Source organism: Pseudomonas sp. Pdm06, assembly GCF_014851795.1.
Lineage (GTDB): Bacteria > Pseudomonadota > Gammaproteobacteria > Pseudomonadales > Pseudomonadaceae > Aquipseudomonas > Aquipseudomonas fluorescens_AA.
On sequence record NZ_JACVAH010000004.1, the window covers coordinates 394,641 to 417,596 of the forward strand.

Annotated in this window: 25 protein-coding genes; 10 read left to right on the plus strand and 15 right to left on the minus strand. The window is 60.9% G+C overall.

The features are described from left to right. Positions 1–188 precede the first annotated feature (188 nt). Positions 189–1,262 (minus strand): NAD(P)H-dependent flavin oxidoreductase, encoded by a 1,074-nt coding sequence (locus tag IB266_RS09555; protein WP_192261033.1) that lies wholly within the window; start codon positions 1,260–1,262, stop codon positions 189–191. Between the two features lie 149 nt (positions 1,263–1,411). On the opposite strand from IB266_RS09555, the gene IB266_RS09560 reads away from it, so the two are divergent. Further along, on the plus strand, positions 1,412–1,900 hold the full coding sequence (locus IB266_RS09560) for a GyrI-like domain-containing protein (RefSeq protein WP_192261034.1): 489 nt from the start codon (positions 1,412–1,414) through the stop codon (positions 1,898–1,900). Here the strand turns inward: IB266_RS09560 and ada are convergent. The 5 genes from ada to IB266_RS09585 form a co-directional block, all read right to left on the minus strand. After that, a complete protein-coding gene (gene ada / locus IB266_RS09565) occupies positions 1,864–2,937 on the minus strand; it encodes a bifunctional DNA-binding transcriptional regulator/O6-methylguanine-DNA methyltransferase Ada (protein ID WP_060741665.1) in 1,074 nt (357 codons plus the stop codon). The two genes, IB266_RS09560 and ada, sit on opposite strands and share 37 nt — an antisense overlap. Before the next feature lie 87 nt (positions 2,938–3,024). Then, positions 3,025–3,705 (minus strand): DNA oxidative demethylase AlkB, encoded by a 681-nt coding sequence (gene alkB, locus IB266_RS09570; RefSeq protein ID WP_192261035.1) that lies wholly within the window; start codon positions 3,703–3,705, stop codon positions 3,025–3,027. After that, entirely contained in the window at positions 3,692–4,420 is a 729-nt protein-coding gene (locus tag IB266_RS09575; RefSeq protein WP_192261036.1) for a 2OG-Fe(II) oxygenase, read from the minus strand. The genes alkB and IB266_RS09575 overlap by 14 nt, the downstream gene beginning before the upstream one ends. 189 nt (positions 4,421–4,609) lie before the next feature. Next, positions 4,610–4,780 (minus strand): hypothetical protein, encoded by a 171-nt coding sequence (locus IB266_RS09580; RefSeq protein WP_177431748.1) that lies wholly within the window; start codon positions 4,778–4,780, stop codon positions 4,610–4,612. A 28-nt stretch (positions 4,781–4,808) separates the two neighbouring features. Continuing rightward, positions 4,809–5,111: a DUF1883 domain-containing protein gene (locus IB266_RS09585; protein WP_003182962.1), complete on the minus strand. Its 303-nt coding sequence runs from the start codon at positions 5,109–5,111 to the stop codon at positions 4,809–4,811. 203 nt (positions 5,112–5,314) lie between these two features. Here IB266_RS09585 and IB266_RS09590 point away from each other — a divergent pair, with 203 nt between their 5' ends. Both IB266_RS09590 and IB266_RS09595 read left to right on the plus strand, forming a co-directional pair. Beyond that, the gene (locus IB266_RS09590; protein ID WP_053122953.1) at positions 5,315–5,665 is read left to right on the plus strand and encodes a hypothetical protein; all 351 of its coding nucleotides are present in this window, start codon (positions 5,315–5,317) and stop codon (positions 5,663–5,665) included. A 109-nt stretch (positions 5,666–5,774) separates the two neighbouring features. Further along, the gene (locus IB266_RS09595) at positions 5,775–6,005 is read left to right on the plus strand and encodes a hypothetical protein (RefSeq protein ID WP_060741667.1); all 231 of its coding nucleotides are present in this window, start codon (positions 5,775–5,777) and stop codon (positions 6,003–6,005) included. Between the two features lie 30 nt (positions 6,006–6,035). On the opposite strand, the gene IB266_RS09600 is transcribed toward IB266_RS09595, so the two are convergent. Together IB266_RS09600 and IB266_RS09605 are read right to left on the minus strand one after the other, a co-directional pair. Further along, positions 6,036–6,317: a hypothetical protein gene (locus tag IB266_RS09600; protein ID WP_192261037.1), complete on the minus strand. Its 282-nt coding sequence runs from the start codon at positions 6,315–6,317 to the stop codon at positions 6,036–6,038. 115 nt (positions 6,318–6,432) lie between these two features. Further along, a complete protein-coding gene (locus IB266_RS09605) occupies positions 6,433–6,645 on the minus strand; it encodes a hypothetical protein (protein ID WP_072411522.1) in 213 nt (70 codons plus the stop codon). A gap of 234 nt (positions 6,646–6,879) precedes the next feature. Between IB266_RS09605 and galU the strand changes: the two genes are divergently transcribed. The 4 genes from galU (at position 6,880) to ahpF (ending at position 11,879) form a co-directional block, all read left to right on the plus strand. Beyond that, positions 6,880–7,719 carry a UTP--glucose-1-phosphate uridylyltransferase GalU gene (gene galU, locus IB266_RS09610; RefSeq protein ID WP_003182953.1) on the plus strand — a complete coding sequence of 280 codons (840 nt, stop codon included), beginning with the start codon at positions 6,880–6,882 and terminating at the stop codon, positions 7,717–7,719. A gap of 305 nt (positions 7,720–8,024) precedes the next feature. Beyond that, positions 8,025–9,380, plus strand: a complete 1,356-nt coding sequence (gene gorA / locus IB266_RS09615; RefSeq protein WP_192261038.1) for a glutathione-disulfide reductase — start codon at positions 8,025–8,027, stop codon at positions 9,378–9,380. A gap of 248 nt (positions 9,381–9,628) precedes the next feature. Beyond that, entirely contained in the window at positions 9,629–10,192 is a 564-nt protein-coding gene (gene ahpC, locus IB266_RS09620; RefSeq protein ID WP_047227636.1) for an alkyl hydroperoxide reductase subunit C, read from the plus strand. A gap of 124 nt (positions 10,193–10,316) precedes the next feature. After that, on the plus strand, positions 10,317–11,879 hold the full coding sequence (ahpF, locus tag IB266_RS09625) for an alkyl hydroperoxide reductase subunit F (RefSeq protein WP_192261039.1): 1,563 nt from the start codon (positions 10,317–10,319) through the stop codon (positions 11,877–11,879). Between the two features lie 174 nt (positions 11,880–12,053). Here the strand turns inward: ahpF and gloA are convergent, their stop codons facing one another. After that, positions 12,054–12,575, minus strand: a complete 522-nt coding sequence (gene gloA / locus IB266_RS09630; RefSeq protein ID WP_192261040.1) for a lactoylglutathione lyase — start codon at positions 12,573–12,575, stop codon at positions 12,054–12,056. 195 nt (positions 12,576–12,770) lie between these two features. Between gloA and IB266_RS09635 the strand changes: the two genes are divergently transcribed. Beyond that, positions 12,771–13,307 (plus strand): DUF4946 domain-containing protein, encoded by a 537-nt coding sequence (locus IB266_RS09635; RefSeq protein WP_192261041.1) that lies wholly within the window; start codon positions 12,771–12,773, stop codon positions 13,305–13,307. A gap of 108 nt (positions 13,308–13,415) precedes the next feature. Here IB266_RS09635 and IB266_RS09640 read toward each other — a convergent pair whose 3' ends face one another. The 3 genes from IB266_RS09640 to IB266_RS09650 form a co-directional block, all read right to left on the minus strand. After that, positions 13,416–13,781, minus strand: coding sequence for a histone-like nucleoid-structuring protein, MvaT/MvaU family (locus IB266_RS09640; protein ID WP_058544518.1), 366 nt, complete (start codon positions 13,779–13,781; stop codon positions 13,416–13,418). 224 nt (positions 13,782–14,005) lie between these two features. After that, on the minus strand, positions 14,006–15,550 hold the full coding sequence (locus IB266_RS09645) for an EAL domain-containing protein (RefSeq protein ID WP_192261042.1): 1,545 nt from the start codon (positions 15,548–15,550) through the stop codon (positions 14,006–14,008). Between the two features lie 230 nt (positions 15,551–15,780). Continuing rightward, entirely contained in the window at positions 15,781–16,644 is an 864-nt protein-coding gene (locus tag IB266_RS09650) for a LysR family transcriptional regulator (RefSeq protein WP_192261043.1), read from the minus strand. Between the two features lie 247 nt (positions 16,645–16,891). On the opposite strand from IB266_RS09650, the gene IB266_RS09655 reads away from it, so the two are divergent. Together IB266_RS09655 and hppD are read left to right on the plus strand one after the other, a co-directional pair. Then, positions 16,892–17,836, plus strand: coding sequence for a DMT family transporter (locus IB266_RS09655; protein WP_192261044.1), 945 nt, complete (start codon positions 16,892–16,894; stop codon positions 17,834–17,836). A 250-nt stretch (positions 17,837–18,086) separates the two neighbouring features. Further along, entirely contained in the window at positions 18,087–19,163 is a 1,077-nt protein-coding gene (hppD, locus tag IB266_RS09660) for a 4-hydroxyphenylpyruvate dioxygenase (RefSeq protein ID WP_072411540.1), read from the plus strand. A 177-nt stretch (positions 19,164–19,340) separates the two neighbouring features. Here hppD and rarD read toward each other — a convergent pair whose 3' ends face one another. From rarD to IB266_RS09675, 3 genes are all read right to left on the minus strand, one after another. Continuing rightward, positions 19,341–20,225, minus strand: a complete 885-nt coding sequence (gene rarD / locus IB266_RS09665) for an EamA family transporter RarD (protein WP_060743174.1) — start codon at positions 20,223–20,225, stop codon at positions 19,341–19,343. A gap of 125 nt (positions 20,226–20,350) precedes the next feature. Further along, a complete protein-coding gene (locus tag IB266_RS09670; RefSeq protein WP_192261045.1) occupies positions 20,351–21,385 on the minus strand; it encodes an aldo/keto reductase in 1,035 nt (344 codons plus the stop codon). 200 nt (positions 21,386–21,585) lie between these two features. Further along, a complete protein-coding gene (locus IB266_RS09675) occupies positions 21,586–22,896 on the minus strand; it encodes an MFS transporter (RefSeq protein WP_192261046.1) in 1,311 nt (436 codons plus the stop codon). Positions 22,897–22,956 lie beyond the last annotated feature (60 nt).

A 22,956-nucleotide genomic window follows, 5' to 3' on the forward strand; every position in this document is an offset into this window, starting at 1 on the left:
AATATATAGCGAATGACCGACAAACGGAACGTGGCATTTTGCCTGGGCAACAAGTGGGCGAGGGCTGGCCCCATCGTGAGCAAGCTCGCTCCCACAGGTCCGGTGGTGTGTCCGGATTTGCCGGTTGCCCCTATCCCTTGTGGGAGCGAGCTTGCTCGCGATGGCGGCCTGACAGGCGATGACGACCGTCAGGACTGCCCACAGTTGTTGAATCGGGCCAATGCCTCTTCAGCCAACCGCCGGGTCAGTTCGGCGCTCGACAGCTCGCGGCCCAGGGGAAACGCCTGGCCGGCCCAGAGGTTGCTGAAGTCCGCTTCGCCCTTGGCGCGCAACGGCATCAAGGCGCCGCCCGCCAAGGGGAATGCCGGCGCAAGTGGGCTCATCGGCCCCACTTCGCGCATTATCCGGTTGACGATGCCCCGGGCCGGACGGCCGGTGAACAGGTTGGTGACGGCGGTCTGGCTTTCCTTGGCCGTGCGCAACGCCCGGTGATGGGACGCGCTGATTTTCGCCTCGGGGGTGAACAGGTAGGCGCTGCCCAGTTGCACCGCCGAGGCGCCCAGGGCGAATGCCGCGACAATCCCGCGGGCATCGCCAATGCCGCCGGCGGCGATCACCGGTACCTTCACCGCATCCACCACCTGCGGCAGCAAGGCAAACAGACCGACCTGGGTGTTGAGGTCGTCGCTGAGGAACATCCCGCGATGTCCGCCGGCTTCATAGCCCATGGCGATGATCGCGTCGCAACCGTGCTGTTCGAGCCAGATGGCTTCCTCGACGGTGGTGGCCGACGAAAGGATTTTCGCCCCGGTGGCCTTTACCCGGTCCAGCAGGGATTTTTCCGGCAGGCCAAAGTGGAAACTGACCACCTTGGGACGCATCTCCTCCAACACCCGGCAGGCGGCATCATCGAAGGGCGTACGGTTGGACACTGGGGTCGGTGCGTCGAAGTCGACGCCCAGTTCCTGATAGTACGGCTTGAGCCGTTGTTTCCAGGTCTCGGCCCGCTGCTCGTCGAAGGCCGGTGGCTGATGACAGAAAAAATTCACGTTGAACGGCTTGTCGGTCTGTTCGCTGATGGTCGTCAGTGCCTGGCGCAACTGCTCGACATCGAGCATCGCCGCCGGCATCGAACCCAGGCCGCCGGCATTGCAGGTCGCGACCACCATGGCCGGCCCGGTCACCCCGGCCAGCGGCCCCTGGATGATGGGCAGCTCGATACCGAGCAGGTCAAGAAGGCGAGTGTCTGGCCACTGGCTCATGTGTGGGGTCTCCGACGGCAGAAGGAAACAGTGTTTTTAGCAGGTGTGGGCCGGCGAGGGCCAGTCGAGTTTTTCAATCGTGCGCCGCAACTTGATCCCGACGGCGGGAGGGTTACCATGCGGGCTTCAGTTATCAAGGAGCCTGACCCATGGACGTGAAACTCAAGACCGTCGAACCCTTCACCGTGGCCGGTTTGCAGGTGCGCACCCGCAACACCGACGAGCAACAGCCCGACACGGCCAGGATCGGCCCGATGTGGCAACGGTTCTTCACCGAAGGGCTGTTCGACACGATCCCGGCCAGGCAGTCGGAGTCGTTCGTCTACGGGGTGTATTCCAATTACGAGTCCGACGCCACCGGCCACTTCGACGTAACGGCCGGTGTGCAGGTGGATGCGACCAGCGCAGGCTACCCCGCCGTGGACATCGAGGGCGGGGATTACCTGGTGTTTTCGGCCAAGGGGCCGATGCCCGATTGCGTGATCCAGACCTGGGGCCTGATCTGGGCCTACTTCGCGGATAACCCACAGACGCTGCGCCGCTTCACCACCGATTTCGAGGTCTACGGCAGCCCCGACTCGGTGGCGATCTACATCGGCGTTCAGTCCCCGGCCGAGCGCTCCAGCGCCAGCAACTGACGCTTGCGCTCCACGCCCCAGCGATAGCCCGACAGGTTGCCGTCGCTGCGCACCACCCGGTGGCAAGGGATCGCCACCGCCAGGCTGTTGGCTCCGCAGGCCTGGGCCACGGCGCGCACGGCCTTGGGCATGCCGATGCGCTGGGCGATCTCGGCGTAGCTGGCGGTGCTGCCCGCGGGAATGTCCCGCAACGCTTGCCAGACCCGTTCCTGAAAGGCGGTGCCGCGCAGGTCCAGGGGCAGGTCCAGGCCCAGGGCCGGCGCTTCGATGAAGCCCACCACCTGGGCGATCAATTGCTCGAACTCGCGGTCGGCACCGATGAGGTTGGCCCGGCGGAATTTGTCCTGCAGGTCCCGCACCAGCGCGTCCGGATCGTCTCCCAGCAGGATCGCGCACACGCCACGCTCGCTTTGCGCCACCAGGATCGCCCCGAGGGAGCATTGGCCGACGGCGAAACGGATGTCGGTGTTCTGCCCGGCGGCGCGGTAGTCGGCGGGTTTCATGCCCAACACTTTGTCGGCCGCTTCATAGAAGCGGCTGTTGGAATTGAAACCGGCGTCGTACAGCGCCTCGGTGATCGTGCCGCCATCGGCCAGGCGTTCGCGCACCTTGCGTGAACGATGGGCGGCGGCGTAACCCTTGGGCGTCAGGCCGGTGACAGCCTTGAAGACCCGATGAAAATGGAAGGGGCTCAAGCCGGCGCTTGCTGCCAGTTCATTCAGGCCTGGCAGTTCCTCGGCCGCCTCGATCTGCCGACAGGCCGCCGCGACTCGGGCCGCTTGTTGGGCGGCGATCTGGGTCTGGTCCCGGGCCACGCGCTTGCTGGGCCGGTAGCCGGCGGCCTGGGCCTGTTCCGGCGTGTCGAAAAATTCGACGTTGCGCGGGTTGGGCAGGCGCGACAGGCTGCTGGGGTGGCAATAGATGCCAGTGGTTTTCACGCCATAGACGAATTGCCCATCGGCGCGCGGGTCCCGGGCGAGCACGGCGGCCCAGCGGGGATCCAGTTCAGGGGCAAGATTGTTCGAAGTGCTGTTCATGGTCGTTATTCCATTGGCCCGTTTTGCCTACAGTAGCGAGCCATCCAAGTGACGACACTCCGGGTCTTGCGGTTGAATTCTGCACCTTCATCCGGCGGTGCGAAACGTCAGGTTGATCCGCTGGGTGCCCAGGTGCGGGTGTTGTCCTTCCTTGAGCGCCAGCACGCCGTGGTAGCGCAACCGGTCCACGCCACCCCAGACCACGATGTCACCATGGAGCAACGGGATGCGCAGGCTCTTGTCGCTGCGCTCGAAGCCGCCGAACTGGAACACCGCTGGCAAGCCCAGGGAGATCGAGACGATGGGCGCGGCGAGGGAGCGTTCGTTCTTGTCCTGGTGCAGCGACATCCGGGCGCCGGGCACGTAGCGGTTGATCAGGCAGCTGTCGGGTTCGAAATGCTCGAACTGCGCCTGCCGGGCGGCGGCCTGGGCCAGTTCGCGAAACACCGCCGGCATGTCGGGCCAGGGGTGGCCGGTCTGTGGGTCATGGGCGGTGTAGCGATAGCCGCTGCGGTCGGTGGTCCAGCCCAGCGCGCCGCAACTGCTCAAGGCCACCGACATGGTAAGGCCACCGGGCGTGACCATCTGCCGGAACGGCGCAGCCTGCAGGACGCTTTCCAGCGCCGGCAGCAAACGGTCGAGCCAGGGCAAGGCGAACCCACGCAGTACGAAGGATTGTTGGCCAATCTGTTCGATCTGGCCGGACGTGGTGGGCGCCTGGTCGGCGAACAGGTCCAATGTGATCGGTGTGTCGTTACTGCGCATCATGAAAAATGATTCCCAAGGTGTGCCGCCTGCCGCTGTGCACGCGGCTGACGCCATGGCGCATGTTCACCCGATAATAACCGCGAACGCCTTCGACCGGCCGCTGGTGCACGGCAAATACCACGGCGTCGCCCTGTTTCAGATCGATGATCTGGGGTCGCGACTGCATGCGCGGGCGCTGTTCAGTGAGGACAAACTCGCCGCCGGTAAAGTCCTGGCCCGGTTCCGACAACAGGATCGCGACCTGCAAGGGGAACACCTGCTCGCCATACAGATCCTGGTGCAGGCAGTTGTAGTCCTGCGGACCGTATTGCAACAACAAGGGCGTCGGACGCGATTGCCCGGCAGCGTGACAGCGCTGGATGAAGTCGGCGTGCTGGTCGGGATATCGCCCTTCAAGGCTCATGCATTCATTCCAGCGGTTCGCCAGCGGCACCAGCATTGGGTACAACGCCTGACGCAGCTGTTGGATGAGGTCCGGTAGTGGGTAGCGAAAATACTGATACTCGCCACGCCCGAACCCATGACGGGCCATGACCACCCGGGAACGAAAAAGCCCGCTCTCTGCGTATAGACCGCTGAGCATTCGACATTGCGTGGCGGGCAGCAGGTTGCGGATGAGCGCGCTGCCGTCCTGCTCGAGACTGTGTTCCAGGGCCGGCCAATCCAGGTGATTTATTCGTTGGGTCAGTGAGGGCAGATGCGGGGGAGTGGGCATGATGACAATCCTTGGTGCAAAGGATTGGCCAGTCTGGGGAGTGCTTCGTTGGTCTGCACTCCGGTTCTTGCGGTGCATCAATGTCCTGAGTCGCTCCCGTCAGCAGGCACGACAAATCCCCTGTGGCGAGGGAGCTTGCTCCCGCATCGTGCCCACCCTGGTGCCACAAAAATTTATCAGGGTGAGTCTTTACAGCGCTTTACTGACACTGACGTCGCTGATCACATCCTGGGTATCTCCGTGCAACGCTTGCAGGGCTGCCAAGGCTTCTTCTTCGGTGCCGTCCACGAGTTGCGCGAATTCGAAGCGGCGTTCGCCATTGAGCTTGTACTTGATGACGTATTTGGTCGTCTGGGCCACGGTTTTGCCTTTCTTGAAAGGGCGATGCTCAGCTCAGTTTCGAGCTGGAACGCCGGATGATTTTGATCTTGTGGGTCAGGGTCGGCTTGCGCGTGACGCTGATTGCACGGCGGTTGACGGTGTCGATGGTGATGTTCCAGAAACCGGTGCTCGGCGCTGTGATCCTGGCCGGGAAAGTGTCGAACGCGCCGCCGTGATAGGTGTGCCGGCCGCCGTTCTTGAAACTGCGGAAGTTGGCATCGTTCATCAAACGGATGTTGCACATTTGGGAGCATTCGATGACGACAATGTCGTCTTCGTTCAGGTGCTCGCGCTGGTGAATGAATTTCATGGGCGCCTCCAGAAGGGCTTTTTCTACAAAATCAAAACGATAGCAAGGGGCAATGAGGCGCAGTTTATCAGCCCCGAGTGTTAATATCCGGCCCGCGCTCCAGGCTTTGTTCATTTATCGCAGGTGGCGGGCAAAAAAAAGCGGTGCGACACCGGAGCAAAACGGCGTCTGCACTGTCGGAGGATCTTTATTGGAGGAAACATATGAAGCGCAGCGTGTGGGTGTTGGCATTGGCCATGAGTGGATGTGCATCGGTATCGGACATCAACCAGACGCCTCCCACCATGAGCGTCATCTCTGGAAAGAAACCACACGAATATGCCAAATGCGTTGCCGACAAGCTCGCCAGCAGCCGTGGCTCGCTGCAAATGGAGCCGCACAAGAACGGCGTGCGGCTGATCGTCCCGGGCAAACTGTCGACCCTGCCGGCGGCGGTGTTCGACATTGACGAGCGTTCCAGTGGCAGCAGCATCAAGCTGCACGAAAGCATGTCCAACGTGCCGGTGCGTCCGGGCGATGTGCAGGATGCGGCCAACGCCTGTATTTCCGGTTGAACACCGTCAGCGCCTGACGAGCGGGCCGGCCATCGGATAGACTGGGGCCCTCGACAAAAAATGCCGCCACGGTCAACGTTGGCGGCATTGTCATTCATGGAGTCAGTCGATGAAACGCGAGCAGGTGCGCGAGCGCCATGCAGAAGGCCTTATTTATGCCACCCACGTGATTCAGAACCCGGCGAGCCCGGGCGAATGGGTCGTGTTCTTCAAGAAAAGCGCAGGGCGCAGTTTTTTCCTGGTGGATGAGCAAGACGAAGTCGAGTCCTTCAGCCAACTCGATGACCTGATCGAGACCATACGCGGGCTGGGCATCAAGACCGCCGAAATTCACATCTAGTGTCCTGTATCGCCAATACAGGACACTCGCTTATTTACAGACCACCACGACACTGCGGCTGCTGAAGTTGCCGACGTCGACGCCCAGGGTCTTCTCGCTTTCCTTGGCCTGGGGGGTGCCGTTGGTGCCGACGATCCGGTAGCCGGTGCCGGCACAGGACGCATCGGCCTTTTCATAGCAAGTCGCCCAGGAGTTGGCCTCGCCCGAGCAGTCGATGGCCAAGCCCAGTTCGCCATTATCGAGATAGGTTTTTTCGGCCGAGGCACAGCCCGTCAGGGCCAGGACTGTAAACAGCGCCAGAAGTGTCTTCATGGGATCGTCATCGAGGAGGAAAGGGCAACGGCGAGATTATAGCGAATGGCCATTGCGGTACAGCTAAACCCGCCTCGTTCGATGCCCGGGTGGCATCTACTAGAGGCCGGTCTGGTTATTTCTTGCGGCGGGGGCTGCGTGCGGGGGCGCTTTCGCGTTCATTCGTCGCTGGGGCAGCGCGTTCGTCCTGGAATACCGCAGCCACTTCCACTGCCATGGCCTTGCTAGGCAAGGGACCGGCGACCTGCTCGCCGTGGTAGTTGATAATCCACCACTGGCCGTCCTTGCCCTGGCTGACCGAATAACCGTTTGCGTTTCTTGCCGACATCTAACTGCCTCAATTGGCGTGATCAAGGACGCCATGATACGTCAAATGCTCGCAAACAGTGCTCACTGGCGTACAGTGGACCGCTGCAGCCATCGAAACGAAAGGCGATTGAACTATCCGCCGTTTTTTATTTCTCTATGATGGCATCGGTTGGCCAGTGCGGGCATTGTAAGGTGCCCGTCGCCTGATTAGACTGCGCCGAAACTCGTACACACCGCCTTTTCAAGGACTTATATGATCAAGAAATGCTTGTTCCCAGCAGCCGGTTACGGTACTCGCTTCCTGCCAGCGACTAAAGCCATGCCCAAAGAAATGCTGCCGGTGGTGAACAAGCCACTGATCCAGTACGGCGTCGAAGAAGCCCTCGATGCGGGCCTGACTGAAATTTCCATCGTGACTGGCCGTGGTAAACGCGCGCTGGAAGACCATTTTGACATCAGCTACGAGCTGGAAAACCAGATCAAAGGCACCGACAAGGAAAAATACCTGGTCGGCATCCGCAAACTGCTGGATGAGTGCTCGTTCTCCTACACCCGCCAGACCGAAATGAAAGGCCTGGGCCACGCGATCCTGACCGGTCGCCCATTGATCGGCGACGAACCGTTCGCCGTGGTCCTGGCGGATGACCTGTGCGTCAACCTCGAAGGCGACGGTGTCCTGACCCAGATGGTCAAGCTGTACAAGCAGTTCCGCTGCTCCATCGTGGCGATCCAGGAAGTCGATCCGCAGGAAACCAACAAGTACGGCGTGATTGCCGGCGAAATGATCCGCGACGACATCTACCGTGTTCACAGCATGGTTGAAAAACCAAAGCCTGAAGACGCACCGTCGAACCTGGCGATCATCGGTCGCTACATTCTGACCCCGGACATCTTCGACCTGATCGAACAGACCGAGCCAGGCAAGGGCGGCGAAATCCAGATCACCGACGCCCTGATGAAACAGGCCCAGAACGGCTGCGTCATGGCCTACAAGTTCAAGGGCAAGCGTTTCGACTGCGGTGGCGCCGAAGGCTACATCGACGCGACCAACTTCTGCTTCGAGAACTTCTACAAGACCGGCAAGGCTTACTGATAGCCGCCGCGCCTTGAAAAACGCCCCGACTGGTTCGGGGCGTTTTTTTGCGCGGGGAAAAGTCTCTCGCCAATCACCAATCACACAAGCAACCCCCCTGTGGGAGCGAGCTTGCTCGCGATAGCGGTGGGCCAGTCAATACCAATGCTGCTGATCCGCCGCCATCGCGAGCAAGCTCGCTCCCACAGGAGTTGCGCTCAATCCAGTCCGGCTGGCTTTTTCGTTTTCCGCCCCCATAACCAACCGCAACGCTGCCTCAGGTGAAAACAGCAGGTATGCTGATGACCTGCCGAAGGAGATAGAAAATGGCCTACGATTTTGACTTGTATGTGATTGGCGCCGGTTCCGGTGGTGTGCGGGCTGCGCGGTTCGCCGCCGGTTTTGGGGCAAAGGTGGCCGTGGCGGAAAGCCGCTACCTGGGCGGGACCTGCGTCAACGTGGGCTGCGTGCCGAAAAAACTGCTGGTCTATGGTGCGCATTACGCCGAGGACTTCGAGCAAGCGTCGGCCTATGGCTGGACGGCGGGCGAGGCCAGTTTCGACTGGGCCACGCTGATCGCCAACAAGGATCAGGAGATCAACCGCCTCAACGGCATCTACCGCAACCTGCTGGTCAACAGCGGCGTCGTGCTGCACGAAGGTCACGCCAGGCTGACCGGGCCCCATGAGGTCGAGATCAACGGTCAGCGCCACACCGCCAGGCATATCCTGATCGCCACCGGCGGCTGGCCGGTGATCCCGGACATTCCGGGGCGCGAGCACGCCATCAGCTCCAACGAGGCGTTCTTTCTCAAGGAACTGCCCAAGCGCGTCATCGTGGTGGGCGGTGGCTACATTGCGGTGGAGTTCGCCGGGATCTTCCACGGCATGGGCGCGCAGACGTCGTTGCTGTATCGCGGCGAACTGTTCCTGCGCGGTTTCGACGGTGCGGTGCGCAAGCACCTGGCGGAAGAACTGACCCGTCGTGGCCTGGACCTGCAATTCAACGCCGACATCAAGTCCATCGAAAAACTGGACGACGGCAGCCTGAGGGTCGAGCTCAAGGATGGCAAAACGTTGATCACCGATTGTGTGTTCTACGCCACCGGCCGGCGGCCGATGCTCGACAATCTCGGCCTGGAGAACACCGCCGTCGCGGTGGACGAGAAGGGTTTTGTCAAGGTCAACGAAAAATACGAGACCACCGAACCGTCGATCCTGGCCATTGGCGACGTGATCGGTCGCGTCCAGCTCACCCCTGTGGCCCTGGCCGAAGGCATGGCGGTGGCGCGGCGTCTGTTCAAGCCCGAGCAGTATCGACTGGTGGATTACCGGATGATCCCCACCGCCGTGTTCAGCCTGCCGAACATCGGCACGGTGGGCCTGACCGAGGAACAGGCCAGGGAAGAGGGGCATGAGGTCGAGATATTCGAAAGCCGTTTCCGGCCGATGAAGCTGAGCTTGACCGACTGCCAGGAGCGCACCCTGATGAAGCTGGTGGTGGATGCCCGGACCGACAAGGTCCTGGGTTGCCACATGGTCGGCCCGGATGCCGGTGAAATCGTCCAAGGCTTGGCCATCGCCCTCAAGGCCGGTGCCACCAAGCGCGACTTCGACGAGACCATCGGCGTGCACCCGACCGCCGCCGAAGAGTTCGTGACGATGCGTACGCCCGTCGCCTGACGCGGCCCTTAGCCGTAGCGTAGAAACGTAGGAGCTGACGAGTGAAACGAGGCTGCGATCTTTCCCCAGACACTTGAGTCCCAAACGGAAGATCGCAGCCTCCACCAGCGCCCACAGATTTTTTCTATCTATATAGATTCCTGATAGCCAAAACCAATCATTCACATCAGGTTTGCCAATGAGCCAGCCGGGGGATGAGTGGTTAAGATTCCCTCCATCAACTTCTCAACCCTGATGGAGAAACATCGATGCCTATCATCAACAGCCAAGTTAAACCGTTCAACGCTACCGCCTTCAAAAACGGCGAATTCGTCCAAGTGTCGGACGCCGACCTGAAAGGCAAATGGTCTGTCGTGTTCTTCTACCCAGCCGACTTCACCTTCGTTTGCCCAACCGAGCTGGAAGACCTGGCCGACAACTACGCCGAATTCAAGAAACTGGGCGTCGAGATCTACAGCGTCTCCACCGACACTCACTTCGCCCACGCCGCCTGGCACAACACTTCGCCAGCCATCGGCAAGATCCAGTACACCATGATCGGTGACCCGACTCACGTCATCTCCCGCAACTTCGACGTGCTGATCGAAGAAGTCGGCCTGGCTGACCGCGGTACTTTCGTGATCAACCCTGAAGGCCAGATCAAGATCGTCGAGATCAACGACGGTGGTGTAGGCCGCGACGCTTCCGAGCTGCTGCGCAAGGTCAAGGCCGCTCAGTACGTTGCCGCTCACCCGGGCGAAGTCTGCCCAGCCAAGTGGAAAGAAGGCGAGGCTACCCTGGCTCCGTCCCTGGACCTGGTCGGCAAGATCTAAGTCTGTGAGTCATCCGAGGGCGATCCGCTCTTAATCAAGTAAGCCGCTTCGCCCCAAAAAACGCCCGGGCGAGATTCGCTCGGGCGTTGTTTTTTTCTGAATTCACAAAATGGAAATCGCCCGTATGTTGGACGCCAATCTTAAAGCTCAGTTGAAGTCATACCTGGAACGGGTCACCCAGCCGATCGAGATCGTCGCCTCCCTCGACGACGGTGCGAAATCCCAGGAAATGCTCGCGTTACTCCAAGAAGTTGCCAGTCTTTCCCACCAGATTACCTTGCTCGACAACGGTACCGATGGGCGCAAGCCGTCGTTTTCGTTGAACCGCCCGGGAGCCGATATCAGCCTGCGTTTTGCCGGCATTCCCATGGGCCACGAATTCACTTCGCTGGTGTTGGCCCTGTTGCAAGTCGGCGGCCACCCATCGAAGGCCAGTGTCGAGGTCATCGAACAGATTCGCGCCCTTGAAGGCGAGTTCAACTTCGAGACGTATTTCTCGCTGTCGTGCCAGAACTGCCCGGACGTGGTCCAGGCGCTGAACCTGATGGCGGTGCTGAACCCGAACATTCGCCACGTCGCCATCGACGGCGCGCTGTTCCAGGCCGAAGTCGATGAACGCCAGATCATGGCCGTGCCCAGCATTTACCTGAACGGCGTGAACTTCGGCCAGGGCCGCATGGGCCTGGAAGAGATTCTCGCCAAGATCGACACCAGCGGCATCGAACGCCAGGCTGAGAAAATCAGCGCCAAGGATGCTTTCGATGTGCTGGTGGTCGGCGGCGGCCCGGCTGGCGCTTCGGCGGCGATCTACGCGGCCCGTAAAGGCATCCGCACCGGTGTGGCGGCCGAACGTTTCGGCGGCCAGGTGCTCGACACCATGGCCATCGAAAACTTCATCTCGGTCCAGGAAACCGAAGGGCCGAAACTGGCTGTTGCCCTGGAAGAGCACGTCAAGCAGTACGACGTGGACATCATGAACCTGCAGCGTGCCGACGCCTTGCTGCCGGGCAAGGACGGCGGCCTGCATGAAATCAAGTTCGCCAGTGGTGCGAGCCTCAAGGCCAAGACCGTGATCCTGGCGACCGGTGCCCGCTGGCGCGAAATGAACGTGCCGGGCGAGCAGCAATATCGCAACAAGGGCGTGGCGTACTGCCCGCACTGCGACGGCCCGCTGTTCAAAGGCAAGCGCGTGGCGGTGATCGGCGGTGGTAACTCCGGCGTCGAGGCGGCGATCGACCTGGCCGGTATCGTGGCCCACGTCACCTTGCTGGAGTTCGATGTGCAGTTGCGTGCCGACGCGGTGTTGCAGCGCAAGCTGCACAGCCTGCCGAACGTGACAGTGGTGACCAACGCCCAGACCACCGAAGTGACGGGGGACGGCCAGAAGGTCAATGGCTTGCGCTACAAGGACCGTCCGAGCGGTGAAGTGCGGGACGTGGAGCTGGAAGGGATCTTTGTGCAGATCGGCCTGTTGCCTAACACCGATTGGCTCAAAGGCACCGTCGAGCTGTCGCCGAGGGGGGAGATTATCGTCGATGCCCGTGGTGAGACCTCGATCCCAGGCGTGTTCGCCGCCGGTGACGTGACCACTGTGCCGTACAAGCAGATCGTGATCGCCGTGGGTGAGGGCGCCAAGGCTTCGCTGAGCGCCTTCGACCACCTGATCCGCACTTCCGCGCCGGCATAAACAGCCCAAAGCGGCAAGACAAAACCCCATGAGCCATGGCTCATGGGGTTTTTTATCGACCATCATTCTGTGGGAGCGAGCTTGCTCGCGATGGCGGTGGATCAGCTTGCATCAATGCTGAATGTGCTGCCTCATCGCGAGCAAGCTCGCTCCCACAATGGGCATCAGTACAGCTTACAGCGGCGCCGGCTGGATGATTTCGACCCAGTAGCCATCCGGGTCCTTGATGAAGGCCAGGCTTTTCATGCGGCCATCGGTCAGGCGCTTCTGGAAGTCACAGCCCAGTGCTTCGAAGCGCTCGCAGGCTGCGACGACGTCCGGTACCGAGATGCAGATGTGGCCGAAACCGCGTGGGTCGGTGTTGCCGTTATGGTAGGCGAACGCCGGGTCGCTTTCGGTGCCGTGGTTGTGGGTCAGTTCCAGGATGCCAGGGATCGATTTCATCCATTCGGTACGCGCCGCCGCGTCCGCCGGGATCTGGTTCTTGTCCACCAGCGCCAGGAAATACAGGCTGAATTCGGCTTCCGGGAAGTCGCGTTTTTCCACCAGCGAGAAACCCAGCACGCGGGTGTAGAAATCCAGGGACTTGGTGATGTCCTTGACCCGCAGCATGGTGTGGTTGAAGACGAATCTGGCCGTGGCGGCGTCAGGTTGTGCGGTAACGCCAGGGAAAGTATTGAGTTCGTGCAGGCTCATGGGCCCTCCGGAAAATAAGTGGGGCAAACGGCGTCGCAAGCGTGGTCGCGACGGTTCCTGGGCTTGCGTCAGACGGCTTCCTTGCAGGTGCGCCCATGATACGCAAGGGGCGCGGCATCGCCAAACCACACGTGGCTATTGCCTGGTGCTGCCCCGGGCTTCAGACTTTACGATTCGTCCTTGAGTGGCCTCGCAATGATTCGACCGTTCCTTTCGCTGTTTGTCCTGCTGTTTGCCAGTGTTGCGAGTGTCGGTGGTGTCCAGGCCGCCGAACCGCAGATCCTGTGGCCCCAGGGCTGGGTTGTCGAACCGCTGCCGGCAGACGCGTCGGCCTCGGCGCCCCCCGGAACCCTGCGCCAACGGGCAACCAAAAGTGATCCGGCAGGCAACGCCGTGATGGTCATGGAACTGACCACCACCCCCGTCGAGCCCGATCATCAGGTCAACTTGCAAGGCGTATTGCTGGAAATGCGCAAGTCAATCCAGAAGGATTTTTTCCAAGGTGGTTACCAAAGTGTATGCACTAAGGTCCATGCCTCAATGTTGGGCGGCGTAACTGCATTGGAAACCACTTGCACGATCACGCAAAACGGACGACATGTATTGTCTCAGGCACTCGTCGCGGCACTAAATGAGGGCAAGGCTTATGTGCTGTCCTATGCAGGGCAGGCGCAGGTGTTTGTTGAAAGCCAGGATGAAATACAGTCGGTGCGAAACAGTTTGAAACTATGACGCCTTTAGCGTAATACGCCAATGGGTTTAATCCTAAAGTCCAGTCCATAAAAAAGCCCTGAGTATTCAGGGCTTTTTTGCGTCTTGGGGGTTGTCAACCACGCACTGTCAACCACGCAGCCAAGAATCGACGGTCGCCGCACCGTACTGTTCTTTCCAGGCTTTCAGGCCGCGGTGATTACCGCCCTTGGTCTCGATCAACTCGCCGGTGTGCGGGTTCTGGTAAACCTTCACCACTCGCGCACGGCGTGTCTTGGTGGGCTTGGTCGATTGCAGGCTCGCCTTGGACGGGTTCGGATCGAGGATCGCGACGATATCGCGCAGGCTCTTGCCGTAGGTTTTCATCAGTCCCTGGAGCTTTTCCTCGAATTCGATTTCCTTCTTGAGCCCGGCATCGTTCTTCAGCGATTCCAGCTGCTTGAGCTGTTCTTGAAGGGCCTTTTCGGCTGCACGAAATTCAGCGAGTCTGGACAAAATGATTACTCCAATCAAAATATTTGGCTGATACCAACCGCAAACAAAGCTATAAGCCAAGCGCCTTGAAGCGACTCGGTGTTAATGACTCTCTCCTGTTATGTGGCACAGGTAGAAAAATTGTAGTAGTTAATCCGGAAAGTGTAAATCGTAACTTTTTCGTTATGTAACAACAGTAAACGCTTTTATCAATTGACAGGACATCGTCAATAGATCGACGGCGGTTAACTGCCATTAGTTCCGGTCAAGGTCTCGACGAAGGCCTGCCCGCTCATCGGTCGGCCAAATAGATAGCCTTGTAGAAAGTTCACCCCGTGGGCGCTCAGGTAGTCGCTTTGTTCGACGGTTTCGACGCCCTCGGCAACCATATCCAGGCCCAACTTGCCCGACAGTTCGATGATGCTATCGAGGAGGTGGCGCGACAGGGCGTCGGCACCGATCATCGCGACAAAACTCTGGTCGATCTTCAGGAAGTCCACATTGAACTGGCGCAAGTACGCCAGGCTGGAATGACCGGTGCCGAAATCGTCGAGGGCGATCTTGACGCCCAAATCCCTCAGTTGGTCGAACAGTTGGCGGGTCACGGGTGTCGGTTCGATCAGCTCGCGCTCGGTCAACTCCAACACCAGGGTCATCGCACCCGGCGCGAAGGCATTGAGAAACTCGCGGCAATCGTCCACCAGCGCCAGATCCTGGCAGTGGCGCGCGGTGATGTTGATGCCGACATGAAACGGCGCTTCGAGTCGAGGCGCAATCGGCACCAGCAAACGCATGGTTTGCTGCATCAACGCACGGGTCATAGGCACGATCACGCCACTGTGTTCGGCGAAGGGAATGAACAGATCCGGGCGGACCAGGCCTTCCTTGGGATGGTTCCAGCGCATCAGCACCTCGACGCCGGCCCAGCGTTTGCTGTCGCTGTGCACGACCGGTTGCAGGTAGGGCACGAACTCACCGGCTTCCAGCGCCCGTTGCAATTCACGGCTGGGAGACGAGGCGCGCTGTTGCAGCCAGTGTCCGAGCGTCCCGGCCACAACGCCGAAGAAGATCAGCAGGCTGAACAGCGGCGGATATTCCCTGGCCATGTAGCGCCAGGTTTCACCCTCGTCGAATCCGGCTTCTACATTGAAGGCGTAGCGCGCTGAACTCAGTTCGGTCTGGGCCACCGGCGACCCGGGCAAGGGGGCTGGCTGGACCTTGCCGTCCGCCGCCAGCCAATTCGGCCCGACTTGCAACCGCAGCCGGGTCTGGCGGCCGATCAAGCGCAGGACGTTGGCCAGGTGATACCCGTCAAGGGTGGCCAAGGCGCCTTGCCGACCCTCATTGAGTCGGTAGATCAGCAACGCGGTGTCCGGCGTCACCGGGTTGCCGTCCAGGAGCCACAGCGTGCCCTGGTGATAGTCGCTCGGGTTGACGCGTTCCTCGAATGCCCCGAACAGCGAGCTGCAATAGAGGTTGTTGTCCCAGATCAGGTTGGTCGAGCGGACAAAGGGCCGGCGCGTCACTTGCTCGCGCAAGGCCAGCTTTACCGCTTCGCAGGGCTGGCCGGCCAGGGGCAATAGTTCACGGGCCGCCAACGCGGTGTTGTCGAGCATCAGTTCGATCTGCCTGACCGACTCCTCGGCGGTCTGCCGGGTGTGTTGCGCCAGCGTCCGTTCGGCTTGCATGTACAAAATGACCAGCCCTGAAAGGATCGGCACCAGGCCGCAAAGCAGGGTGATCAAATAGCGACGGGGCCGGGTGTGCGAGCGGGTGGCGGTCAAGGGCATCGGCACAACCTGAGGAAAAGGGGGATGAGGGGAGCGTCGGATGCCGACCATGATAGATGGCTTGCCGAGAGCTTGCTGACCGCAGCGTGACTGTGGGAGCGAAGTCTGTGGGAGCAAGGCTTGCCCGCGATGAACGATCATGCGGTCTGGAGAACCGAGGTGTCTTCATCGCGAGCAAGCTTTGCTCCCACAGGTTCAATGCCAGGCTCCCCCCAGGTTTGATGCCGGGCTCATGACTGTCGGGCCAGTTCGATGAACGCCAGGGTGGCGGGCGAGGCCTGGCGGCTGTCCAATACCGCCAGGCCGATCTGGCGCGGGACCCGCGGCGACAAGGGCCGGGCGACGTAACCGGGATTTCCATCGTCCGGCAACGACCCTTCGGACACCACGCTCACTGCCTCGCCACGCCTGACGACATCCAGGGTGCTGAGCAACTGCGAACAACGAAAGCGCACGTTCGGTGTCAGCCGGGCGGCATTGAACAGGCGCGTGACCAGCTCCGACGATCCCGCCTCGGTGTGCACGAAGGGGTCGTTGCACAGGTCCTTGAGGCTCAGGCTGGCCTGGGCGGCGAGGGGATGTGAGGCGGGCAGCAGGGCGACCATCTGATCTTCCAGCAACGCGAACGTATCGAAACGCTCCTCGGGCAGCACCACGAAGCCGACGTCGATCCGCCGTTCGTCCAGCCATTGGATGACCTGCCTGTCGGGCCCTTCGTCGATGTGCACTTCGATCCCGGGATGCAAGGCTCGATAGCGCCGCAGGATCCCAGGCAGCAGTTTCATTGATGACGTCGGCCCGAACGAGCCGATGCGCAAGGTGCCTCGGCGCATGCCCCGGGCATCGGCGGCTTCCTGACGCAAGGTGTTGGCCAGCCCGAGCATGGCCCGTGCCCGCAGCAGTAGCTGCTGGCCAATGTCGCTGAGCTCCACCACCGACTGATGGCGCCTGAGCAACTCCACGCCCAACTCTTGTTCCAGGGATTTGATGGCGTGGGACACCGCGGACTGGCCAATGCCCAGGCGCGTGGCCGCGGCGGTGAAACCCCGCAGCTCGGCGACCAGGGAGAAGATTTCGAGTTGGGTGAGGGTCATGAGTGATCGCTCATTTTACGATGACAAAGCATGAGCCAGATAATGAGGTATCTGACTTGAATCAGGAAGCGGCACAACACCTGTAGCGAGGTCGCAACCTGTGGGAGCAAAGCTTGCTCGCGATAAACGATGACTCGGTTTGCCTGCTGAGTCGCGCCGTCTTCATCGCGAGCAAGCTTTGCTCCCACAATTAATCCCCCCCGCCACAGGTTTTGCGTTGTTCTCATTAGCGTGCGGTGGTGAAACCATGAAAACCCTCGAACAAACCGTCCCGATCCCGTCGGACCTGCCCGTCTACCTGAAGCTTGCCATGGTCACCATGATCTGGGGCGGGACCTTCGTGGCCGGCCGGATCCTTGCCGATGCCCTGGCGCCGATGTTTGCCGCGAGCCTGCGGTTCCTGCTGGCGAGTCTCGCGCTGCTGGCGTTTCTCGCCCTGGCCGGGATCCCGCTGGCCAGGCCCACTGTGAAGCAGGGGCTGCAATTGGCGGCGCTGGGGTTCTTCGGCATCTTTTTCTACAACCTGTGCTTCTTCTATGGCTTGCAGTACATCAATGCGTCGCGGGCTTCGCTGATCGTGGCCTTGAACCCGGCGGTGATCGGGCTGGCGTCCTGGTGGCTATTCAAGGAGCGGCTGAGCCGCCTGAAAGTGGCGGGCATCGTGCTGTGCATCGGCGGGGCGGGGTTGGTGATTGTCAGTCGTGATCCGTCCTTGCTACAAGGCGCGGCGCAAGGCTGGATCGGCGACCTGTTGATTTTTGGCTGCGTGCTGGGCTGGGGCATCTATTCGCTGTTTTCGAAAAAACTCAATGACAGCCTCGGCCCCTTGCAGACCGTGACCTGGTCGATTCTGCTGGGCACGCTGATGTTGTGGCTGACCTGCGCGGCGGCGGGCGAGGTTCGGCTCGATGCCCTGCGCGCGCTGGACATGGAGCAATGGCTGAGCCTGTTGTACCTCGGCGTGCTGGGCTCGGCCCTGGCCTATATCGCCTGGTATGACGGCATTCGCCGGATCGGCGCGACCCGCTCTGGCGTATTCATCGCGCTCAACCCCCTGACGGCGGTGCTGCTGGGGGCGCTGCTGCTGGACGAACGGCTCACGGCCTTGATGTGCGTCGGCGGGGGCGTGATCCTGGTGGGTATTTTCCTGTGCAACAAACCCCTTGCGCGGTCGAAGGAAAAGGCGATTTGATACAGAAGGCGGACAAATCAGGTTACGCTGTGTAGAATCGATTTACGCATATAAGAATAACGTCTTCTGGCAGCAGAAGCCTCGCCCGCAAGAGCCTTGGGTCGACAATGAAGATACTTGGGTTTCAACTGATCTACGGCGATTTCCTCGCCCGCAGCGTTCGTGGCATTTCCTGCGCGCCGCCCCGTGTCTCCAGCATTGCCTGCAACTAACGTTTTTTGTTAATTGACCAGAATGATGAGGCGCCGACATGGCAGATCTATACGAAAACCCCATGGGCCTGATGGGCTTCGAATTCATTGAATTCGCATCCCCGACCCCCAACACCCTGGAGCCGATCTTCGAGATCATGGGCTTCACCAAAGTGGCCACCCATCGCTCCAAGGATGTGCACCTGTATCGCCAGGGCGCGATCAACCTGATCCTCAACAACGAACCCCACAGCGTGGCCTCGTACTTTGCCGCCGAGCACGGCCCGTCGGTGTGCGGCATGGCGTTCCGGGTCAAGGATTCGCAACTGGCCTACAAGCGCGCCCTGGAACTCGGCGCCCAGCCGATCCACATCGAGACCGGCCCGATGGAGCTGAACCTGCCGGCCATCAAGGGCATCGGCGGCGCGCCGCTGTACCTGATCGACCGTTTTGGCGAAGGCAGCTCGATCTATGACATCGATTTCGTGTTCCTCGAGGGCGTGGACCGCAACCCGGTGGGCGCGGGCCTGAAAATCATCGATCACCTGACCCACAACGTCTACCGCGGGCGCATGGCCTACTGGGCCGGCTTCTACGAGAAGTTGTTCAACTTCCGCGAGATCCGTTACTTCGACATCAAGGGCGAATACACCGGCCTGACCTCCAAGGCCATGACCGCCCCGGATGGCATGATCCGCATCCCGTTGAACGAAGAGTCGTCCAAGGGCGCCGGGCAAATCGAAGAGTTCCTGATGCAGTTCAACGGCGAAGGCATCCAGCACGTGGCCTTCCTCACCGATGACCTGATCAAGACCTGGGACCACTTGAAAAGCATCGGCATGCGCTTCATGACCGCGCCGCCGGACACCTACTACGAAATGCTCGAAGGCCGCCTGCCGAACCACGGCGAACCGGTGGATGAACTGCAATCGCGCGGCATTTTGCTCGATGGTGCTTCCGAGCAGGGTGATAAGCGCCTGCTGCTGCAGATCTTCTCGGAAACCCTGATGGGGCCGGTGTTCTTCGAATTCATCCAGCGCAAGGGCGACGACGGCTTTGGCGAAGGCAACTTCAAGGCGCTGTTCGAGTCCATCGAGCGTGACCAGGTGCGTCGTGGTGTGCTGGCGACCGAGTAACACCTGAGTGCAAAAAAAAGCCCGCCTGGCAGTGATGCCAGGCGGGCTTTTTATTGAATGACGCAGACCCCTGTGGGAGCGAGCTTGCTCGCGATAGCGGTGGGTCAGCTTGTATCAATATTGGCTGATCCGACGCCATCGCGAGCAAGCTCGCTCCCACAGGGGCTGATGTTGGCCTCAAGCCCTGCGCCGTTGCCGTACCAGATGCTTGAAGCCTTCGAACACCAACACCGCCACGGCCATCCAGATGGGGATGTAGGTCAGCCATTCACCGGCCTTGATGCTTTCGCCCAACAGCAGTGCAACGCCCAGCAGCAAGACCGGTTCGACGTAACTCAACAAGCCGAACAGGCTGAACGGCAGCAGCCGGCTGGCGACGATATAAGATACCAGCGCGCTGACGCTGATCACCCCGAGCAACGGGATCAGCAGTGACAGCCGTGGGTATTGATCGAACACGTTGAAACCCTGTTCACCGCTTTGCACGAACCACAGCGCCACGGGCAGCATCAGGGTCATGTCCAGCCAGAGCCCGCCGAGGTTGTCGGTCTTGATGCGTTTGCGCAGGATGAAATAGATCGGGTAGCCGATCACCACCAGCAAGGTTGCCCACGAAAAACCGCCCACCCGGTACAACTCGTTGAACACGCCAAGGGTGGCGAAGAACACGGCAACTTTCTGCAGGTAGGACAGGCGCTCGCCATAGACGATGCGCCCGGTCAGGACCATCGACAGCGGCAACAGGAAGTACCCCAGCGACACGTCCAGGCTGTAGCCATTGAGCGGCGCCCACATGAACAGCCACAGCTGCGCACCCATCAGCACCGAAGAGACGATTGCCGCGATCAATAGCCGTGGCGTGGCAACCAGGCGTTGGATCAGCGCGGTGACCAGGTGCCAGTCCCGCGTCACCAGCAGGAAGGCGGTCATGCATGGCATCGTCAGCAGCATGCGCCAACCGAAGATCTCCACGCCGCTCAGGGGTGAGAGCAATGAGGTGTAGTAGTACATGACGGCGAACAGCGCAGAGGCCGAGACCGATAGAGCGATGCCTTTGGACACGGTGATTCTCTTGAGGGCGATCAATCAACCCAAACTGTTGGCTGGCAAGGTTATCCAGGGGAGCAAGTGTGTGGGAGCAAGGCTTGCCCGCGATGGCCGCGCTGCGGTTGAACGGTTGAACCGCGTTATCGTTCATCGCGGGCAAGCCTTGCTCCCACGGGCACTCGCCCCGGCACGAAATGACTCACATCATTGAACCCCGGCGTCGACGCATGCCCCGGCGTCACCAGCGAATCGATGAAGGCTTCATCTTCCGTGCTGATCTTCACCGCCTGCGCCTTGATGTACGAATCCCACTGCTCCTCGGTGCGCGGCCCGACGATGGCCGAAGTCACGGCGCTGTTGTTCAGCACCCAGGCGATGGCGAACTCGACGATACCCACGCCCCGGCCCTGAGTGTATTGCAGGATCTGCTGGGCAATGCGCAGGGACTCGACCCGCCATTCGGTTTCCAGGATGCGTTTGTCCTGGCGTCCGGCACGGCTGTTGGCGTCCGGTGCCACATCCGGCGCGTACTTGCCGCTGAGTACGCCGCGGGCCAGCGGGCTGAACGGCACCACGCCGAGGCCGTAGTTCTGCGCGGCGGTGATCTGCTCGGTTTCCGCCTGGCGGTTGACGATGTTGTACAGCGGTTGGCTGATCACTGGGCGGTCGATGCCCAGGCTGTCGGCGATCCGGATCACTTCGGCGATGCGCCAGCCACGGTAGTTCGACAGGCCCCAATAGCGGATCTTGCCCTGGCGAATCAAGTCGCCGATGGCCGACACGGTGACGTGCAGCGGGGTGTTGTGGTCTTCGCGGTGCAGGTAATAGATGTCCAGGTAATCGGTGCCCAGGCGCGTCAGGCTGGCCTCGATGCCATTGAACAGGTGCTTGCGGCTCAGGCCGCTGCGGTTGGGCACGCCGTCCGGGGGGCCGAAGCCGACCTTGGTGGCCAGCACCCATTCATGGCGGTGACGGGCGATCGCCTCGCCGACGATTTCCTCGGAGCGACCGTTGGTATAGACGTCCGCAGTGTCGATGAAATTGATGCCCTGGTCCCAGGCCTTGTCGATGATCCGCAGCGAATCCTCGGTGCTGGTCTGTTCGCCGAACATCATCGTGCCCAGGGTCAACGTCGAGACTTGCAACCCGGAATGGCCTAGCGTGCGGTAGCTCATGACAAGATCCTTTCATCCATGGGAAAGGCTCAATCAAACCCCAGAACCACCGCACGGATCAAACAGAATTCTCAAACACTGCCAATCCTGTGGGAATGAGCTTCTGTGGGAGCAAGGCTTGCCCGCGATACAGACGCCTCGGTATCACGGTAGACCCAGGTGCCTGCATCGCGGGCAAGCCTTGCTCCCACAAGCTCGCCTCAGGTGCGCAAGGTGCGGGTCATGCGCAGCGCCAGCAGGCTGCCACACACGATCACCCCGGCGAGCAGGTACAGCGCCGCGTCGGTCGAGCCGGTGGCGTCCTTGACCCAACCCACCAGGTACGGGCTGAGGAAACCGGCCATCTGGCCCATGGAGTTGATCAAGGCCAAGCCACCGGCGGCGGCTCCGGCGCTGAGCAGGGCGGTGGGCACCGGCCAGAACATCGGCAGGCCGGTGAGGGCACCCATGGTGGCGATGGACAGGCCGATGATGGCGATGGCCGGGGTGGTGGCGAAGTTGACGGCGATCAGCAGCCCGACGGCGCCCATCAGCATCGGCACCACCAAGTGCCAGCGACGCTCCTTGTGCAAGTCCGCCGAGCGGCCCACCAGCAACATGAACACCGCTGCCAGCAGGTAAGGGATCGCACTCAGCCAGCCAATCACCAGGTTATCGCTGAAACCCAGGTTCTTGATGATCGACGGCAGCCAGAAGTTGATCGCATAAACGCCGCTCTGGATGCAGAAGTACACCAGGCCGAAGGCCCAGATCGCCGGGTTCTTGAACACCGCGAGCAACGAGTCGGTGGTGCTTTTTGGCTTGTTGGCCAGGTCTTCGGCATGGTCGGCGGTGAGCACGGCGCGTTCCTGGGCGGTCAGCCATTTGGCGTTGGCGAAGGTGTCGCTGAGCAGGAAGAACGCCAGAGCGCCGAGGATCACCGTCGGGATGCCTTGCAGCAGGAACATCCACTGCCAACCCGCCAGGCCGCCCTGGCCCGCGGCGAAGTGGTTGAGGATCCACCCGGAAAACGGGCTGCCCAGCAGGCCGGACACCGGAATGGCCGACATGAACAAGGCCATGATCCGACCGCGGCGGAACGTCGGGAACCATTGCGAGAGGTACAGCACCACGCCAGGAAAGAACCCGGCTTCAGCGGCGCCGGTAAACAGTCGCAAGGTATAGAACTCGGTGGGGGTGGTGACGAACAGCAGGCAGGTCGACAGCGTGCCCCACGTGATCATCATCAAGGCGATCCAGCGCCGGGGACCGAACCGGGTCAGGGCCAGGTTGCTTGGCACGCCACACAGTACGTAGCCGATGAAGAAGATCCCGGCACCGAGGCCGTACACGGTTTCGCTGAATTTCAAGGCGTCGAGCATCTGCAACTTGGCGAAGCCAACGTTGACCCGGTCCAGGTAGTTGAACAGGTAGCAGATGAAAATGAACGGGATCAAGCGCAGGGTGATGCGCTTGTAGACGGTATTTTTTTCGTCGGGGGTAGCCAGGAGGGCTGCTGCGCTCTGGGACATGGCGAGGTCTCTCTTTATTATGATTTTTGCGAGCCAGGGGGTAACGTTGACCGCCCCTTG